Source organism: Cyanobium sp. T1G-Tous, assembly GCF_024345455.1.
Lineage (GTDB): Bacteria > Cyanobacteriota > Cyanobacteriia > PCC-6307 > Cyanobiaceae > Cyanobium_A.
Genome location: NZ_JAGQBD010000001.1, coordinates 240,360 through 257,823, shown reverse-complemented (window position 1 = coordinate 257,823; position 17,464 = coordinate 240,360). Strand labels below are relative to the sequence as shown.

Below are 17,464 nucleotides of genomic sequence, written 5' to 3'. Positions count from 1 at the left end.
CCCATGGCCGCTGGATGGTCGCAGCAGCTGCTGGGAGTGGCGGCCGTTGCTGGCTGGCTGGCCCTGTTGGCACTGGCGGCGCTGCAGGTGCGGCGGCGCTGGAATGGTCAACGGGAATGGAGTCGCAAGTTGGTGCACATCGGCACCGGCGCCGTGGTGCCGATCGCCTGGGCCACCGGCATCGATCGCCTGATCGCCATCCCCGCCGCCGGCCTGATCACGTTGCTGGCGGCAATGAACCATCGCTTCCGCCTGCTGCCAGCAATCGAAGATGTGGGCCGGGCCAGCTACGGCACCATCGCCTATGGGGCCTCAATCACCATGCTGCTGCTCCAGTTTTGGCCGCAGCAACCCGCCGCCGTAGCCGCTGGCGTGCTGGTGATGGCCGTGGGTGATGGCCTTGCCGGACTGCTGGGTCCCCTGGTGAGCTCCCCTTGCTGGCTGGTGTGGGGCCAGCGCAAATCAGTCGTTGGCACCGGCGCCATGGCCGCTGGCAGCCTGGCCATGCTGCTGCTGGTACGCCAGCTGGCGATCGCGGCTGGCCTGCCCCACCCGGAGCTGCCCGCCCTGCTGGCCATCAGCGCCACTGCAGTGGCGCTGGAGCAGGTGGCGGTGGGGGGCCTCGACAACTTCACGGTGCCGCTGGCAGCCGGCTGGCTGTGGCAACGGCTCAGCTAGCGCACTGGCTTAGCTAGCGCACCGCCTCAGCCAGAGTTTCGAGCACCTCCGAGGTGGTGGCCAGATCGATGCAGGCATCGGTGATGCTCTGGCCGTAGGTGAGCTGGCTTAGGTCTGACGGAATCTTCTGGCTACCAGCCACCAGATGGCTCTCCAGCATCACGCCCATCACGTGACCAGAGCCAGCGCGCAGCTGGGCGGCCACCTGGGCTGCCACCTCCCCCTGGCGGCGATAGTCCTTATTGGAGTTGCCATGGCTGCAATCCACCATCACGCGAGGCGGCAGGCCGGCTTTGGCCAGCTCAGCAGCGGCTTCCTGCACCGCCTCTGGGTGGTAGTTAGTGCCGCGCTTGCCACCCCGCAACACCAGATGGCCATCGGGGTTGCCCGTGGTGGTCACAATGGCGGCGTGACCGTCGTGGTTGATGCCCAGGAAATGGTGGGTCTTCGCCGCCGCTTCCATGGCATTGATGGCGGTGATGGCACTGCCGTCGGTGCCATTTTTGAAGCCGATCGGCATCGACAAACCCGAAGCCATCTCCCGGTGGGTCTGGCTTTCGGTGGTGCGGGCGCCGATGGCCGTCCAGCTGATCAGATCGGCGATGTACTGGGGCACCACCGGATCGAGCAGCTCGGTAGCCGCCGGCAGACCCATCTCTGCTAATTGCAGCAAAAGGCCACGAGCGACCCGCAGTCCCGTATTGATGTCGTAGCTGCCATCGAGGTGGGGGTCATTGATCAGGCCCTTCCAGCCCACGGTGGTGCGGGGCTTCTCGAAATAAACCCGCATCACGATCTCGAGCGCGTCCTTATAGCGCTCATGGGCCTGGGCGATTGCCGCGGCGTATTCGTGGGCCGCGGCCACATCGTGCACCGAGCAGGGCCCCACGATCACCAGCAGGCGGGAATCGCGGCCATGCAGGATCGCCTTAATACGTTCTCTGGCTTGCTGGACCGTTGCCGTTGATCGATCGCTGATCGGCAGTTCGCGGTGCAACAGCGCCGGAGGCACCAGCGGCCGGGTTTCCACCACATGCAAATCGGAAGTGGTGGTGGTCATGGGCCTGAGGCCGTCAGAACGGCGCTGCGGAGTCGCCTTCCACCCTAGTCAGCAGCGATTGCGACCACCAAAGGGACCGGCTGCCAAGAACAATGGGGTGTAGATCGACGCGACCGGGCATGTCTGCAGCCACCTTCCTCCCCAGCTACCGCGCCGCTGCGGCCGAGCGCGAAGCCTTGGGGGTGCCCGCCCTGCCGCTCTCAGCAGAGCAGACCCAGTCCCTCACCGAGCTGCTGCAGGCCCCGCCCGCCGGCGAGGAAGCCTTCCTGCTGCACCTGCTAAGTGAGCGCATCCCCCCGGGCGTGGATGAGGCGGCCTACGTGAAGGCCGCCTGGCTCGCGGCTGTGGCCCAGGGCACGGCTACTAGCCCCCTGGTGAACCCGGTGGCGGCCGTAAAGCTGCTGGCCACGATGATCGGCGGCTACAACGTGAGCGCCTTGATCGAGCTGCTCAGCAACTCCGATCCGACCATCGCTAGCGCCGCCGCCGAGGGGCTGAGCACCACGCTGCTTGTCTACGACGCCTACAACGAGGTGCTGGAGCTGGCCTCCAGCAACCCCTACGGCCAGCAGGTGATCGACAGCTGGGCCGCCGCCGAGTGGTTCACCGCCAAAGCCGAGCTGCCCGCCGAGATCACCGTGACGGTGTTCAAGGTGGAGGGTGAAACCAACACCGACGACCTCTCCCCCGCCACCCACGCCACCACCCGGCCCGACATCTCCCTGCACGCGATGGCGATGCTGGAAACCCGCCTGCCCGGCGGCCTGGAGCTGATCAGCCAGCTCAAAACCAAAGGTCACCCGGTGGCCTACGTAGGTGATGTGGTGGGCACCGGCAGCTCGCGCAAATCCGCGATCAACTCCGTGCTTTGGCACACCGGCAGCGACATCCCCCACGTGCCCAACAAGCGCGGCGGCGGTGTGATCCTGGGCGGCAAGATCGCACCGATCTTCTTCAACACCGCCGAGGATTCAGGCGCCCTGCCGATCGAGTGCGACGTAACGGCGCTCAACTCCGGCGATGTGATCACGATCCGTCCCTACGCCGGCACAATCGAGCGGGCCAGCGGCGAAGCGAATGCCGGCGAGATCGTGGCCCGCTTCGAGCTCAAGCCCAGCACGATCACCGATGAGGTACGCGCCGGCGGCCGCATCCCCCTACTGATTGGCCGCTCGCTCACCGATAAGTTGCGCGCCCAGCTGGGGCTGGCCGCCAGCGAGCTGTTCATCCGCCCGGTGGCCCCGGCCGACGCCGGCAAGGGCTACACCCTGGCCCAGAAGATGGTGGGCAAGGCCTGCGGCCTGGCGGGAGTGCGCCCCGGCAGCAGCTGCGAGCCCCTGATGACCACCGTGGGCTCCCAGGACACCACCGGGCCCATGACCCGCGATGAGATGAAGGAGCTGGCCTGCCTGGGCTTCAGCGCCGATCTGGTGATGCAGAGCTTCTGCCACACCGCGGCCTATCCGAAGCCGGTGGACCTCAAGACCCACGCCGAGCTGCCGGATTTCATGGCCTCCCGCGGCGGCGTCGCCCTGCGCCCTGGCGACGGCATCATCCACAGCTGGCTCAACCGCATGCTCCTGCCCGACACCGTGGGCACCGGCGGCGACAGCCACACCCGCTTCCCCTTGGGCATTTCCTTCCCCGCTGGCTCGGGACTGGTGGCCTTCGCCGCCGCCATCGGCGCCATGCCGCTGGACATGCCCGAATCGGTGCTGGTGAAGTTCTCCGGCTCCCTGCAGCCGGGCGTCACCCTGCGCGATGTGGTGAACGCGATTCCCTACGTGGCGATCCAGCAGGGCTTGCTCACCGTGGCCAAGGAGGGCAAACAAAACGTGTTCAACGGCCGAATCATGGAGATCGAGGGGCTGCCCGATCTCAAACTGGAACAAGCTTTTGAACTGACGGACGCCACCGCCGAGCGCTCCTGTGCCGGCAGCACGATCAAACTCAGCGTCGAGACGGTGAGCGAATACCTAAACAGCAACGTGGCGTTGCTCAAAAACATGATTGCCCGCGGCTACGGCGACGGGCGCACCCTGGCCCGCCGCATCAAGGCGATGGAGGCCTGGCTGGCGAACCCGGTGCTGCTGGAGGCCGATGCCGATGCCGAATACGCCGCCGTGATCGAAATCGATCTCGATCAGATCACAGAGCCGATCCTGGCCTGCCCCAACGACCCCGACAACGTCAAAACCCTCTCCGAAGTAGCCGGCGCAGCCGTCGATGAGGTTTTCATCGGCAGCTGCATGACCAACATCGGCCACTACCGCGCCGCGGCCAACGTGCTCAAAGGCCAGGGCGAAAACAGCGCGCGGCTCTGGGTATGCCCCCCCACCCGCATGGACGAGGAGATGCTCAAAGAGGAGGGCTACTACGCCATCTTCGAAGCGGCCGGCTCACGCATGGAGATGCCGGGCTGCTCTCTGTGCATGGGCAATCAAGCCCGGGTGGAAAACGACACCACGGTGTTTTCGACCAGCACCCGCAACTTCAACAACCGCCTCGGCAACGGCGCCCAGGTATACCTAGGCAGCGCCGAACTAGCGGCGGTGTGCGCCCAGCTGGGCCGCATCCCATCCAGAAACGAATACCTGAAAGTCGCCGCCGAAAAGATCGATCCCTACGGCGCCGAGCTCTACCGCTACCTCAACTTCGATCAGATCGAGGGCTTCGAAGACAGCGGCCGCGTGCTGAGCACCGAACAGGAAGCCCAGGTGCTGGCGGGTGTGTGAGGCTCAGGTCAGCTCATAACAGTTGAGTCACATAATCGAGCTGAGTTAGGCCGCCGTTGCCGTCTGGGTAATTGGCAAAGCCAACTGTCACATCACCGTACAGCGAGTTAGCGGTACTCAGCACGCTGTCTGCCCCATCGCTACTGCGCCTCACATCCAAATCCTGCCAACGGGCCTTGGCACGAAATCCACCCCTTTTGTTGCGTTTTACAGTGACAACGGAGGCGATGGCTAGGTCATCCTCATTGTTCAAACCAACACTGGTAGCAGGCAGGCGGTAGTTGCCATTGTCTGTGCGATAAATCCCTTCGAAGTGGCTTATCAGATCGGTGCGATCTCGATTTCGATAAGAGAAATCCGTGTAGTTCGAAAACTGGCCAGTGATGCTGTCGTAATCAATCAAATAGGCCTCGCCAGCAGAGACCCTGCCGGCCTCCTCGTTGAGCACCTCACCCGAGCCGCCGGCAATGGTGTACTTACCGCTGCCGTTGGCCCAGATGCCATAAGCCGTGTGGGTCACCAACGGATCGCGCTCGCCCGGGAAGCGGATGGGGATTTGGCTTCCCGTAGCCAGCTCAATGATGAAAGCAGTGGAACTCAGGCTGAAGTAACCGGTGATGCCATCGACATCGGCGTTATCGGTGTTCCCAACTGCTAGGCCCCCATCGACGGAATGGACAAAGGTGTAGGCCCCCGGAGTGCCCAGCTGAGTGGTGCCTTGCACACTGCGCCAACCACGACCCGTCGTGCCATCCACCGCTCCGGTGTAGGCGAAGCCAACAACGGCAGGATTGTCCGCCGATGGAGTCTTACCGCGCAGATCTCGGGTATAGGCCCCCACGAGATTGCCGAGGCCGGCACCGAGATTGTCGGGGCCATACACGCTGGTGCCTGCAGCGCCGAATTTGTTTGGCACGGCCACGGTGCTCCAGGTGCCAGAACCACTGACACCGTTGTTCTCCGCCGCATCCAAGGGCCCCTGATACACCAACCCCACTGGGGTAGGGCCCGGCGAATTGTTTGCGCCTACTAACAGGAAAGTACCCAGTGCATCACCCCCCTTGAGGCCTTGCAAATAGGTAACCACCGTGGGGTCATCACCCGGGTTGTACTGGAAGGGGGAGATGAATTGACGACGCTTGCCAGTCATGGCCAGATGGCTTCAAAGAATTGTCAGCACTTGGCCGCACCCTGTCAGCTTGGCGCCCACCGCACAAGCTGGCGCAATTTGGTATAAGTCCTTACATTAAACCGAAGAAATCAGCTGGCCTAACTAAAGTTCCTAGGGTCCAGAGGTTTGCTGAACAGCATCTCCATGCGTCGCATTTCTCTGCTCGCCGGCGGCATCGCCCTGACCCTTGCTGGTGGCCTAAGCCTCACTGGCTGTGACCAGGTCACCAAGAGCGCCAAGGACGCCGCCACCTCTGCTGCCACGGGTGCCGCCCAGACGGCCTTAGGGCCAGCCGTGACCCCGGTGCTCGACCTGCTCAAGCAGAGCCAAAGCAAGGTGGCCTCCGGCGATCTAGCCGGTGCCGCAGCCTCCATGGGCGGCTTCCAGGCCATCTGGGAGAAGGCAGCACCAGTGGTCAAGCCCCTGGCCGGGGATAAGTGGGCCGCCATCGAAAGCGCAGCCCAGGGCTTGAGCAGCACCTTCAGCAAGGGCACTCCATCGGCAGCCGATGCCAACGCCGCCATCAGTGGCTTGCTTGGCCCCCTCTCCGCCCTGGCCGGGAAGTAATCGCGCCCCCGTGGTGAGACGCTGGAGGTATACCTGCCCCCGTCGTCTCATCTGAACCAGGAAATCCTGCTGTTCGAACCCGCCCCAGCTGAGGCCGGTGCCCTGCGTGCCGTGCTGGCCTTCCCCAGCACTTACACGGTGGGGATTACCAGCCTGGGCTACCAGGTGGTGTGGGCGACCCTGGCCCAGCGGGCTGATGTGGATGTACGCCGCCTATTCACTGACCAGGGCGACCCAGCGCACCGCCACTGCGACCTGTTTGGCCTGTCGCTGAGCTGGGAGCTGGATGGGCCGGTGCTGCTGGATCTGCTGGAGCAGCAGCGCATTCCGATCTGGGCGACCGAGCGCAGCGACGACGACCCGATCGTGTTCGGCGGTGGGCCGGTGCTCACCGCCAACCCCGAGCCCCTGGCACCATTTTTTGATGTGGTGTTGCTGGGCGATGGCGAACTGTTGCTGCCAGCCTTCGTCGATGCCCTGCAGGCAGGCCGGGACTCTCCCCGGGCCGAACGGCTACGCCAACTAGCCCAGGTGCCGGGCGTGTACGTGCCCAGCCTCTATGCCCCTCGCTACAGCCCCGAGGGCGATCTGCTCGCGGTAGCGCCAACAGAAGCGGGTATCCCGGCCACGGTGGCCAAGCAGACCTGGCGCGGCAACACCTTGAGCCATTCGGCGGTGATCACCCCGGAGGCGGCCTGGCCCTCGATCCACATGGTCGAGGTGGTGCGCAGCTGTCCGGAGCTGTGCCGCTTCTGTCTGGCCAGCTACCTCACCCTGCCGTTTCGCACCCCGAGCCTGGAAGACGGCCTGATCCCAGCGGTGGAAAAGGGTTTGGTCGCCACCCAGCGCCTGGGATTGCTGGGGGCCTCAGTAACCCAACACCCCCAATTCGACGACCTGCTGGCCTGGCTGGATCAAGACCGCTTTGAAGGCACCCGGGTGAGCGTCAGCTCGGTGCGGGCCGCCACCGTGACCGCCGAGCTGGGCCGAATCCTGGCCAAACGGGGCAGCAAATCGCTCACGATCGCGATTGAAAGTGGCAGCGAGCGCATGCGCCAGGTGGTGAACAAGAAGCTGGCCACCGAAGAGATCTACGCCGCCGCCCGCTACGCGAAGGAGGGCGGGCTCACGGGCCTGAAGCTCTACGGAATGGTGGGCCTGCCTACGGAAGAAGAAACCGATGTGGAAGCCACCGCCGAGCTGCTGCTGGCTCTGAAAAAAGCCACTCCCGGCCTGAGGCTCACCCTGGGAGTGAGCAGCTTCGTGCCCAAGGCCCACACCCCGTTCCAGTGGCAGGGGGTGCGGCCCGAAGCCGACAAGCGACTCAAGCTGCTGGCCAAGCGGCTCAAGCCCAAGGGCATCGAGCTGCGCCCCGAAAGCTATGGCTGGAGCGTGATCCAGGCGCTGCTGTCGCGCAGCGACCGGCGCCTGGCGCCAGTGATCGCCGCCGCCCGCGGCAAACACGAGAGCCTAGGGGGCTGGAAGCAGGCCTATCGGGCAGTGCGGGAGCAAGCCTCAGGGCCAGATAGCCCACCAGCCTGGGAGGAGGTGATCCACGCCACATGGAGCAGCGAGCGGGTGTTGCCCTGGGCGCACCTGGAGGGGCCGCTGCCCCCCGCCACCCTGAAGCGGCACCGAGCCGAAGCACTCGCTCTGGCGCAGAAAGGTGGCGTACCGGCATGAGCCCGGGCAGCCGTGGCGGTTTCGTGATGACCAGAGGGAGAGGCCGCGGGTGATTACAGCCACGACTGGAGTGCTAAAAAAACTGAGGCCACCAAACTCCAGGTTCCTCCAAAGCAAACTTCTGGTGGGAACACCTCCCCCCTCTCCTGAGCTAAAACTCAATAGGAGCTTTTGGTAGCGCTTTTTTAGCCAGACCAGGTCTGTAGGCGTTATGAATTGCGGAAACCAGTCCTCGCAAGCGTTCGGATGCGACCCACTTTCAGTCCGCTCGGGATTGTGCGGCCCAGCCCTTAATCCTCCTGGTCCGTAGTCGTTTTGAGCCCCTGTTTCCGCCATGGCGAATCTCAGCTGTTTTGAACCCGAAATACCCGCCCGTGCCAGTCGCCCGGAGGAGGATTTCCTAGGGACTGAGACCCTTTTCATGGTCGGCTTCAAGACGGAAGTCCCCACCCGAGCTTCAGATGCTCTCGCAGCCCCAACCTCTGTGGAGGCGGAGCAGCGCGACATCCTGAGCAGCCCTGGCTCCCTCCCCTCGGCGCAGCTGCCAGCAGGCTCACCCACTCCGGCACCGCTAGCGCCGGTGGCCCGTGATGCCCTAACCGTGGCCCTTGCCAGGGTTACCGCAATTGGTAGCGACAGATCGGTTTCTGATTACTCGATCGATCTCGATGCGATCGACAGCCGCTTCCATGCCGGCCGCTGCGCCTGCATGGCCTGCAGCAACAACCGGGTGGGGCCCGGCGGCGATTCAGCCACGCCCCTGAGCGGCGGCGCCACGGCCGCTCCGGCGCCCGCCGGCAGCCTGCAGATCCTGGCCGACTACCTGCGCGTCGGCTATTGGCAGGACGCTGGCACCGTGTCGCGCCTCTACAACCTCGGCACCAACGGCAACAACCCCAATGCCGGGGAGCTCCGGTACAACCTGAGCGGCTGGAACTTCGACACCGACGGCAACGGCAGCCTCGACGGCGACACCAACGGCCTCGACACGACGGCCCGGCGCGACATCGCGCGAGAGGCGTTCAAGCTCTTCCAGGCCGTGCTCGGCATCCGCTTCGTCGAGACCACGGCCACCGACACCAGCGTTGACATCTTCTTCACCGACAACGATCTCGGCTCGGCCTATGCCTATGCCGCCGGCAACTCCTACAGCAACGGCGTCGATTACTCGGTGATCAACGTCTCCAGCAACTGGTACTCCAGTCTCTCCGGCTTCGACACCTACACCCATCAGACCTTCCTGCACGAGATCGGCCACGTGCTCGGGCTCGGCCACCAGGGTCTCTACAACGGCAGTGGCGCCTATTCCACCGACGCCCAGTTCGCCAATGACAGCTGGCAGGCGTCGATGATGTCTTACTTCAGCCAGACGCAGAATCCCACCACTGGCGCCTCCTACGCCTTCCTGCAGACGGCGATGTCGGTGGACTGGCTGGCCCTCGATGACATCTACCGTTCCTACGGCTACGGCATCAGCAAAGCCTTCAATGGCGACACCGTCTACGGGGTCAACACCACAATCACTGCTGACGTCAGCCGCATCTTCAACGAGTTCAGCGTCTACGCCGACACCACCGCCTACACGATCGTCGACGCCAGCGGCTACGACACCATCGACGTCAGGAACTTCAGCGCCGATCAGCAGATCAACCTCGCCCCCTCTCAGGCGGCCTCCACCATTCCCTCCACTTCCAACATCGGCGGCAGGATCGGCAACCTCACCCTCGCGGTCGGCACGGTGATCGAGGCCGCCATCGGCGGCGCGGGCAACGACAGCTTCTTCGGCAACGCCGCCGCCAACACCTTCCGCGGCGGCGGCGGCAACGACATCTTCACCGACAGCTTCGGCTCCGACGTCTACTTCGGCGACTACGGCACCGACTGGCTCTTCTTCAGCGAATCGATCGATCTGATCCGCTACGAACTCTCCGGCGACTCCCTGCTCTTCTCCCGCCTCTCCGGCAACAGCGACGTCGACCGGGTCTGGAACGGTCTGGAGAACCTCTCCTTCAGCGGCGTCGCCACCACCTACCAGCAGTTGATCGACAACCTCGGCGGACCCGTCCTGCCCGGCGTCACGATCGGCGCGGCGAACGGCGGCCTCGCCAGCGGGGCGGCCACCGGCAGCACGGTCCTGGCCTTCAGCGGCACCCTGACCCAGACCCTCGCCGCCGACCAGAGCATCGCCTTCTTCCGCAACGGCGTGCAGGCGGGCACGGCCAGCCCCACCGCGCCAGGCGCCGTGAGCTGGGGCTTCGACCTCCAGGAGACCAGCGGCTCCAACACCTTCACCTACACCGCCCGGGTGGTTGAGGCGGGCAGCGGCCGGCTCGGCACCGTCTCCAACGCCTTCGTGCTCACGGTCGACACCGTGGCCCCCGTGGTCGGCGTCAACGCCCTCGAAACCCAGGACACCACCCCGCTGCTGAGCGGGACGGTGAGCGAGGCCGGCGCCACGGTGAGCGTGACGATCGGCGCCCTCACCGGCACCGCCGCCAACAACGGCAACGGCACCTGGTCGCTGCAGTGGAACGACACCCTCGCCGCCGGCCAGACCTACGACGTGGTGGCGCGCGCCACCGACCCCGCCGGCAACAGCGGCACCGGCACCGCTGAGCTGATCGTCCGCCCCGACGACTTCGCCGCCGGCACCACCACCTCCGGCGCCGTGCCCCTCGGCGGCAGCCGCAGCGGCGTGCTTGAGGTGAGCAGCGACCGCGACTGGTTCGCCGTCGATCTGCAGGCGGGGCGCAACTACGAGTTCCGCCTCAACAGCGCCGACCTCAATTCGCTGATCCGCTATACCGCCGCCAGCAGCGGCCGCTTCTACCTCGAGGCCGCCGCCTTCAACGACGCCGGCGCCGGCTACTACACCGTCACCGCCAACGACGTGACGCCGCCGCCAGCCGCGTCGATCCTCTACTTCTCACTCCAGAAGGCCGTCACCACCACCTCCGCCTCGGTGATGGGCGGCCTGACGGCCCAGCGCAACGACATCGTCGCCTTCGACGGCAGCCTTCTCCACCTGGCTCAACGGCAACGCCAGCGGCCTGAGCGGCGCCCTGCTGCGCGATTTCCACATCGTCAGCACCGATGAGGTGGTGGTGGCCCTCCAGAGCCCGGTGACGCTGGCGGGCATCGCCTTCGACGACTCGGATCTGGCGCGTCTCAGCCGCAACACCAGCGGGGGGTTCAACGTGTCGATGTTCTTCGACGGCAGCGACGCGGGCCTCACCACCAATGCCGAGGCGATCGACGTGGTAACGGGCCTGGCTGACGGCTCCTGGCTGATCTCCACCCGCGGCAGCGGTGCCGTCTCCGGCGTGAGCAGCTTCTCCGCCGAGGACATCCTGCGCTTCCGGCCCACCAGCCTCGGCACCACCACAGCCGGCAGCTGGAGCCTCTACGCCGACATGAGCGACGTCGGGATCACCGGCACCAGTGAAAACATCACCGCTGTGGACGTGGCCGCCGACGGCCGGATATTCCTCACCACCTCCGGCAACATCGGCGCGACTACCGGAGGAACCAGTGTCAGCGGTACCAACGAGGACGTTGTCGTATTCCAGCCCACCACCCTTGGATCCACCACAACAGGCAGCTATCCGTCGCCGCTGTTCTTCGACGGCAGCCTCCACGGCCTAGGCCGCAACGCCCTTCTGGGGATTGATGTGCCGGTCTAAGCGGATGGCGCCCTCCGCTTGACAAACGTCACGCCCACAGGCTTGTCGCCATCATCAGAACCATCACCTCAAGCAAACACCGCCGTCCGCCCCCGGTAAACCATCACCTGGCGCTTGAGGTGCAGGCGCACGGCCCGGGCTAGGGCCAGGCGTTCGCAGTCGCGGCCGAGGCGGATCAGGTCAGCGACCTCATCGCGATGGCCCACGGGCACGGTGGACTGGGCAATGATCGGCCCCCCATCCAGCTGCTCGGTCACGTAGTGACCGGTGGCACCGATCAGCTTCACGCCCCGCTCCCAGGCCCGGTGATAAGGCTGGGCGCCCTGGAAGGCAGGCAGAAAAGAGTGGTGGATGTTGATCACTCGATGAAAAGCATCCGGTGGATCAAAGCTCTCCAAAAATGCCGGCGTCAGCACCTGCATGTACTTGGCCAGGACCACCAGCTCGATGCCGTGCTCGGCAAGCAGCTCCAGGTGCCGTGCTTCAGCCTCCTCCCGGTTGGCGGCTGAGATGGGCACATGGGCAAAGCGGGCCCCAAATTCCTCGGCCATGGCGCCAAGGTCGGGATGGTTGGAGATCACCAGCGGCACCTGCATCGGCAACTCGCCCGTGCGCGTGCGCCACAGCAAATCCAGCAAGCAGTGGTCCTGCTTGCTCACGAAGATCGCCACCGTCGGGCGCACATCTGAGAAGTTCACCTTGTATTGGCCGCCCAATCGCTCCGCCAGGGCGCTGGCCGTGGGACAGATCGCCTCCCGCGGCAGCCCGAAACCCTCAAGCTGCCACTCAATCCGGCTCAAAAACAAGCCGGCGCCTTGATCGCTGTGGTGGTCGGCGTGCACGATGTTGCCGCCGTTAGCTGCCACCCAGCCAGACAATTCCCGCACTAATCCGGGTTGATCCGGGCAGATCATCTGCAGGATGGCGGTGGCGGTAGTCATGGCCATGGTCAACGTCAGTTCAGACGTAGCACCTCGGCGGCATTTAGGGCCAGGTTGCGAGGGGCAACAGACAGGCCGGAAGAGCCAGCCTGCCCCGATAAACTCACCCCCACGAAACGTTGTTGGTACCTGCTGATGGCTTCTGCGCGGATTCCTGCGGTTTTCACTGCTTTTAACCAAACCGCTTTTGGCCAAACCACTTTTGGCCAGCAGCTGCGCCGTTTACTGGTGCTCTGCCTTGCCACCGTGCTCTGCCTTGGCCTGAGCGCCTGTGACGGCAGCCAGGGCAAGAAGCCGCCGACCATAAGCCCAGAGGACATGGCCCTGATCGAGCGCCAAGCCGAGGGCTTCCTGGCAGCCCGCAACCGCCTACCCGAGTTGGCCGCCCTCGTAAACGACCGCAACTGGGTATTCACTGCCAACTTGATCCACGGCCCTATGCAGGAAGTGGGCCGGGAAATGAGCTACATCAACCAAAGGCTGCTGCCCGCCGACCGTCCCGAGGCCGAAAAGCGCGCCACCGCCCTAAAAACGGCCCTAGCCCAGCTCGATGAGGCAGCCCGCCTTCAAGACGGCGACAAGCTGCGTAAGGGCTACATCAAGGTCGCGAGCGGTTTTGGTCTCTATGCCCAGGTGTTGCCCACCCAAGTTCAGGAAGACCTCAAGCAAATCTGATCCAGCTGAGCCACCCCGTCGGATCAGCCGTTAGGCGCCTTTCGATCGCTGTAATCGGCGCCGGCTTGGTGGGCCGGGCCTGCGCCTGGCTGCTCCTGCAGCGTGGCCACCGAGTTTTGCTGCTCGATCAAGGCCTGGACGGCCAGCGCGACCCCAGCTCAGGCAGCGAGGCAGCCCTGGGGGTGCTGATGGCCCAGGTGTTTCACCGCAACAGCGGCCGGGCCTGGCGCCTGCGCCAACGCAGCCTGGAGCTCTGGGGCCAATGGCGTCAGCAGTTGCAGGCGCAGGGCTGGGCCCTGCCCTGGCGACCCGGCTTGCTGCTGCTGGCCAGCACGCCTGAGGAACTGGAGCGCCAGCGCCAGTTGGTGGCAAGCCGGCGACAGCAGGGCATGGCCCTGGAGCTCTGGGATCAACCCCGGCTTGATGCCCTGGCACCCACCCTGCCGATCGGAGCCCTCGGCGGGCTCTACTCCCCGGCCGACGGGCAGCTGGATCCAGGGCCCGCCCTCGCAGCCCTGCTAGCCGATGGCCTGAGGCTGGGTCTGCAGACCTGCTGCGATCGGGTTGAGCGCCTAGAGCAACGCCCCGGTGGCTGGAGCGTTCACACTCGCTACGGCGAAAATCTGAAAGTGGAAGCTGTGGTGCTGAGCGCCGGGGTAGCCAGTAGCGCTCTGCTGGCGGACCTAGGCCACCAGGTGCCCATGGAGCCGGTGTTAGGCCAGGCCCTGGAACTGGAGTTGCCACTCCCCACAAACTGGAGCAGCACCAGCACCCGGTCTGGGGCAGTCCCCTGGCCTGGGGCAGTGGTGTGGCAGGGGCTCAACCTGGTGCCCCGTGCCAGCAGCAAGCTTTGGCTGGGGGCCACCCTGGAGCCTGGCGATCAAGCCGATCCGGCCGCCCTCGCCAACCTGCAACAGCTCGGTGGTGCCGCGCCAGCCTGGCTGCAACAGGCCACCGTGGTGCGCCAGTGGCAGGGCCACCGGCCCCATCCGATCGGACGCCCAGCGCCCCTGCTCGAGCAGCTGGAGCCGGGCCTATTGCTGGCCAGCGGCCACTACCGCAATGGCGTGCTGCTGGCACCGGCGACAGCTGAATGGGTGGCAGAGCAACTGGAGCAAGGCTGACAAACCAGCAAGCAAAAACCTTCTTAATCAAGCCCTAACCTGCCGGGACGCCACCCTTCACCAGCTGCCTCCATGGCCGTCAGCCGCTTTCGCCCCAGCATCCTGTTGAGGAGCGCCCTCGGCTTAGCTGCCCTAATCAGCCTGAGCAGCTGCAGCAGCAGCCAGACCTTACAAGCCGCCGGCGCTAGCTTCCCGGCGGGCCTCTACCAACGCTGGTTTGCAGACCTGGCAAGCAAGGACAAGATTCGGGTCAACTACCAGTCGGTGGGCTCCGGTGCCGGCATCCGCCAGTTCCAAGCCGGCACGGTGGATTTTGCAGCCAGCGACAAACCCCTGGACGCCAAAGATGCTGCAGCGATCAAACGCGGCGTGGTGCAACTGCCCCTCACCGCCGGCGCCATTGCCGTGGCCTACAACCTGCCCGACTGCAACCTCAAGCTCAGCCAGACCCAGCTGGTGCAGATCTTTGAGGGCAAGATCAAGAACTTCCAGCAGTTGGGCTGCGCCAATCAGCCGATCCAGGTGGTGGTGCGCTCCGATAGCTCCGGCACCACCTACAACTTCTCCAACTCACTGGCCGCCTTCAGCCCCAGCTGGAAGAAAGGGTCCGGCGTTGGTAAGTCGGTGAACTGGCCCACCGGTGTGGGCGCCAAAGGCAATGAGGGCGTCGCCGCCAGCCTCCTGCAAACCAAAGGCAGCATTGGCTACGTGGAGGCGGCCTATGTGCGAGGCGTGCTCAAGGCGGCCGCGATCGCCAACCGGGCCGGGGCCTACGCCCTGCCTGATGCCGTCAGCTCCAGACAGGCTCTGGCCACGATCAACCTGGGGTCTGACCTCACCGGCAACGATCCCAACCCCAGCGCCGGTTACCCGATCGTCACCTTCACCTGGGTGCTGCTCTACAAAAATGGCAATGCAGCCAAACTGCCCTCCCTGCAGCGCACCTTCAACTACGCCCTCAGCGATGCAGCCCAAAAGCAGGCTCCATCTCTGGGCTACATCCCCCTGCCCGCTCCTGTCTTAGCAAAAGCAAAGGATGCCCTGGCCAGCGTTGGCCCCTGAGCCCCCATCAAAAAGCCCCCCCTTACGGGGGGCTAAAGATCACCTAAAGGCGCTCAATAAATCTGATTACTTGCTTTCGGTGAATTCAGCGTCGATCACGTCGTCGCTGGAGGCAGAGCTAGCCGCATCGGCACCATTGCCCCCAGGGGCAGCGCCGCCGGCCTCAGCTCCTGCAGCCTGCTGATACACAGCGGCACCAGCTGCATACAAGGCCTGCTGCAGGGTCTCGAGCTCAGACTTCATGGTGTCGAAGTCTTCCTTAGCGATCGCCTCCTTGAGCTTGGCTGAGGAGGATTCAACCTTGGCCTTGTCCTCAGCGCCCACCTTGTCGCCGAGCTCGCCGAGCTGCTTCTCCGACTGATAAACGAGGGTTTCAGCCTGGTTTTTCAGGTCGATCTTTTCGCGCTTCTCCTTATCGGTAGCAGCGTTGGTCTCAGCATCCTTGACCATCTTCTCCACCTCGTTGTCGCTGAGGGTGGAGGCTCCGGTGATCGAGATGCTCTGCTCCTTGCCGCTGCCCTTGTCCTTAGCGGTGACGCTGAGGATGCCATTGGCATCGATATCGAAGGTGACCTCGATCTGGGGCACGCCGCGGGGTGAAGGAGGAATGCCGTCGAGGCGGAAGGTGCCGAGCGACTTGTTATCGCTGGCCATCTCACGCTCACCCTGGAGCACGTGGATCTCCACATTGGTCTGACCATCCACCGCCGTGGAATACACCTCGGTTTTCTTGGTGGGGATGGTGGTGTTGCGGGTGATCATCTTGGTCATCACGCCGCCGAGGGTCTCAACGCCAAGAGACAGGGGGGTGACGTCCAACAGCAGGATGTCCTTGACCTCACCGGCCAACACACCGCCCTGGATCGCGGCACCAACGGCCACCACTTCATCTGGGTTGACGGTTTGGTTGGGGTCCTTACCGGTAACGCGCTTAACCAGCTCAAGCACCGCCGGGATGCGGGTGGAGCCACCCACCATCACGATTTCATCGAGCTCAGCAGAGGAGAGCTTGGCGTCCTTAAGGGCCTGCTCCACCGGCACGCGGCAACGGTCGATCAGCTTGGAGGCCAACTCCTCAAACTTGGCCCGGGTGAGGGTGAGGTCGAGGTGCTTAGGACCCTCCGGGGTGGCAGTAATGAACGGCAGGTTGATTTCGCTCTGGGTAGCGCTGGAGAGCTCGATTTTTGCCTTCTCTGCAGCTTCAGTGAGACGCTGCAGCGCCTGCTTGTCTTGACGCAGATCAATGCCCTCATTGGCTTTGAAGCTGGCGGCCAGGTAATCAACGATCACCTTGTCAAAGTCATCGCCGCCCAGGTGGGTGTCACCGGAAGTGGAGAGCACCTCGAACACACCGTCGCCCACCTCGAGCACGGAGACGTCGAAGGTGCCGCCACCCAGGTCGAACACCAAGATGCGCTCGTTGCTCTTGCGATCGAGGCCATAGGCCAGAGCGGCCGCCGTGGGCTCGTTGATGATGCGCAGCACCTCAAGCCCAGCGATCTTGCCGGCGTCCTTGGTGGCTTGGCGCTGGGAGTCGTTGAAATAGGCGGGAACGGTGATCACCGCTTGGGTCACCGTCTCACCGAGATACTTACCAGCGTCTTCGGCGAGCTTGCGCAACACCTGGGCGCTCACCTCCTCGGGGGCAAACTGCTTATTGAGGACCGGGCACTTGACCTTCACATTGGCGCCGGCCTTTTCAACGCCATAGCTCACTTCCTTCGATTCTTCGTTGACTTCATCAACGCGACGCCCAATGAAGCGCTTCACCGAATAGAAGGTGTTCTCGGGGTTCATCACCGCCTGACGCTTGGCGATTTGGCCCACCAGCTGATCCTGGTTTTTGGTGTATGCCACCACGGAGGGTGTGGTGCGAAACCCTTCGGCGTTGGCAATCACGGTGGGCTTGCCGCCCTCCATAACGGCGACACAGCTGTTTGTAGTGCCTAAATCAATGCCAACGACCTTGCCCATGGGTTACTAACTCCTTACGGTGAGTGGATCTGACTTGGAGCATCTTCAGCAGCTGGGGCCATCCCAGGCGAGGGGTGGTTCCCGAACAGGTCCAGCCAGCCAGCCCACCTT

The 17,464-nt window shown here is 64.4% G+C and carries 13 protein-coding genes; 9 read left to right on the top strand and 4 right to left on the bottom strand.

The features are described 5' to 3' along the window. Nucleotides 1–3 precede the first annotated feature (3 nt). The gene (locus tag KBY75_RS01250; protein ID WP_255022651.1) at nucleotides 4–678 is read left to right on the top strand and encodes a diacylglycerol/polyprenol kinase family protein; all 675 of its coding nucleotides are present in this window, start codon (nucleotides 4–6) and stop codon (nucleotides 676–678) included. A 13-nt stretch (nucleotides 679–691) separates the two neighbouring features. Here the strand turns inward: KBY75_RS01250 and KBY75_RS01245 are convergent, their stop codons facing one another. Next, a complete protein-coding gene (locus KBY75_RS01245; protein ID WP_255022650.1) occupies nucleotides 692–1,738 on the bottom strand; it encodes a 3-deoxy-7-phosphoheptulonate synthase in 1,047 nt (348 codons plus the stop codon). 119 nt (nucleotides 1,739–1,857) lie between these two features. Between KBY75_RS01245 and acnB the strand changes: the two genes are divergently transcribed. Continuing rightward, nucleotides 1,858–4,473: a bifunctional aconitate hydratase 2/2-methylisocitrate dehydratase gene (acnB, locus tag KBY75_RS01240; protein WP_255022649.1), complete on the top strand. Its 2,616-nt coding sequence runs from the start codon at nucleotides 1,858–1,860 to the stop codon at nucleotides 4,471–4,473. A gap of 13 nt (nucleotides 4,474–4,486) precedes the next feature. On the opposite strand, the gene KBY75_RS01235 is transcribed toward acnB, so the two are convergent. Beyond that, the gene (locus tag KBY75_RS01235) at nucleotides 4,487–5,623 is read right to left on the bottom strand and encodes a hypothetical protein (RefSeq protein ID WP_255022648.1); all 1,137 of its coding nucleotides are present in this window, start codon (nucleotides 5,621–5,623) and stop codon (nucleotides 4,487–4,489) included. A gap of 165 nt (nucleotides 5,624–5,788) precedes the next feature. Between KBY75_RS01235 and KBY75_RS01230 the strand changes: the two genes are divergently transcribed. The 4 genes from KBY75_RS01230 to KBY75_RS01215 all read left to right on the top strand — a co-directional run bounded on the left by KBY75_RS01230 (nucleotide 5,789) and on the right by KBY75_RS01215 (nucleotide 11,577). Then, on the top strand, nucleotides 5,789–6,211 hold the full coding sequence (locus KBY75_RS01230; RefSeq protein ID WP_255022647.1) for a hypothetical protein: 423 nt from the start codon (nucleotides 5,789–5,791) through the stop codon (nucleotides 6,209–6,211). A 111-nt stretch (nucleotides 6,212–6,322) separates the two neighbouring features. Beyond that, entirely contained in the window at nucleotides 6,323–7,894 is a 1,572-nt protein-coding gene (locus KBY75_RS01225; protein ID WP_255022646.1) for a radical SAM protein, read from the top strand. Between the two features lie 334 nt (nucleotides 7,895–8,228). After that, nucleotides 8,229–10,991 carry a M10 family metallopeptidase C-terminal domain-containing protein gene (locus KBY75_RS01220; protein ID WP_261347121.1) on the top strand — a complete coding sequence of 921 codons (2,763 nt, stop codon included), beginning with the start codon at nucleotides 8,229–8,231 and terminating at the stop codon, nucleotides 10,989–10,991. A 1-nt stretch (nucleotide 10,992) separates the two neighbouring features. Next, the gene (locus KBY75_RS01215; protein WP_255022645.1) at nucleotides 10,993–11,577 is read left to right on the top strand and encodes a hypothetical protein; all 585 of its coding nucleotides are present in this window, start codon (nucleotides 10,993–10,995) and stop codon (nucleotides 11,575–11,577) included. Between the two features lie 68 nt (nucleotides 11,578–11,645). On the opposite strand, the gene purU is transcribed toward KBY75_RS01215, so the two are convergent. Beyond that, nucleotides 11,646–12,518, bottom strand: a complete 873-nt coding sequence (gene purU / locus KBY75_RS01210; RefSeq protein WP_255022644.1) for a formyltetrahydrofolate deformylase — start codon at nucleotides 12,516–12,518, stop codon at nucleotides 11,646–11,648. A 135-nt stretch (nucleotides 12,519–12,653) separates the two neighbouring features. Here purU and psbQ point away from each other — a divergent pair, with 135 nt between their 5' ends. The 3 genes from psbQ to pstS all read left to right on the top strand — a co-directional run bounded on the left by psbQ (nucleotide 12,654) and on the right by pstS (nucleotide 15,379). Then, nucleotides 12,654–13,193 (top strand): photosystem II protein PsbQ, encoded by a 540-nt coding sequence (psbQ, locus tag KBY75_RS01205; protein WP_255022643.1) that lies wholly within the window; start codon nucleotides 12,654–12,656, stop codon nucleotides 13,191–13,193. Further along, nucleotides 13,190–14,317, top strand: a complete 1,128-nt coding sequence (locus KBY75_RS01200; RefSeq protein ID WP_315859037.1) for an FAD-dependent oxidoreductase — start codon at nucleotides 13,190–13,192, stop codon at nucleotides 14,315–14,317. The genes psbQ and KBY75_RS01200 overlap by 4 nt, the downstream gene beginning before the upstream one ends. Nucleotides 14,318–14,389: 72 nt before the next feature. Then, nucleotides 14,390–15,379 (top strand): phosphate ABC transporter substrate-binding protein PstS, encoded by a 990-nt coding sequence (pstS, locus tag KBY75_RS01195; RefSeq protein ID WP_255022642.1) that lies wholly within the window; start codon nucleotides 14,390–14,392, stop codon nucleotides 15,377–15,379. A 66-nt stretch (nucleotides 15,380–15,445) separates the two neighbouring features. On the opposite strand, the gene dnaK is transcribed toward pstS, so the two are convergent. Beyond that, a complete protein-coding gene (gene dnaK, locus KBY75_RS01190; RefSeq protein WP_255022641.1) occupies nucleotides 15,446–17,353 on the bottom strand; it encodes a molecular chaperone DnaK in 1,908 nt (635 codons plus the stop codon). Between the last annotated feature and the right edge of the window lie 111 nt (nucleotides 17,354–17,464).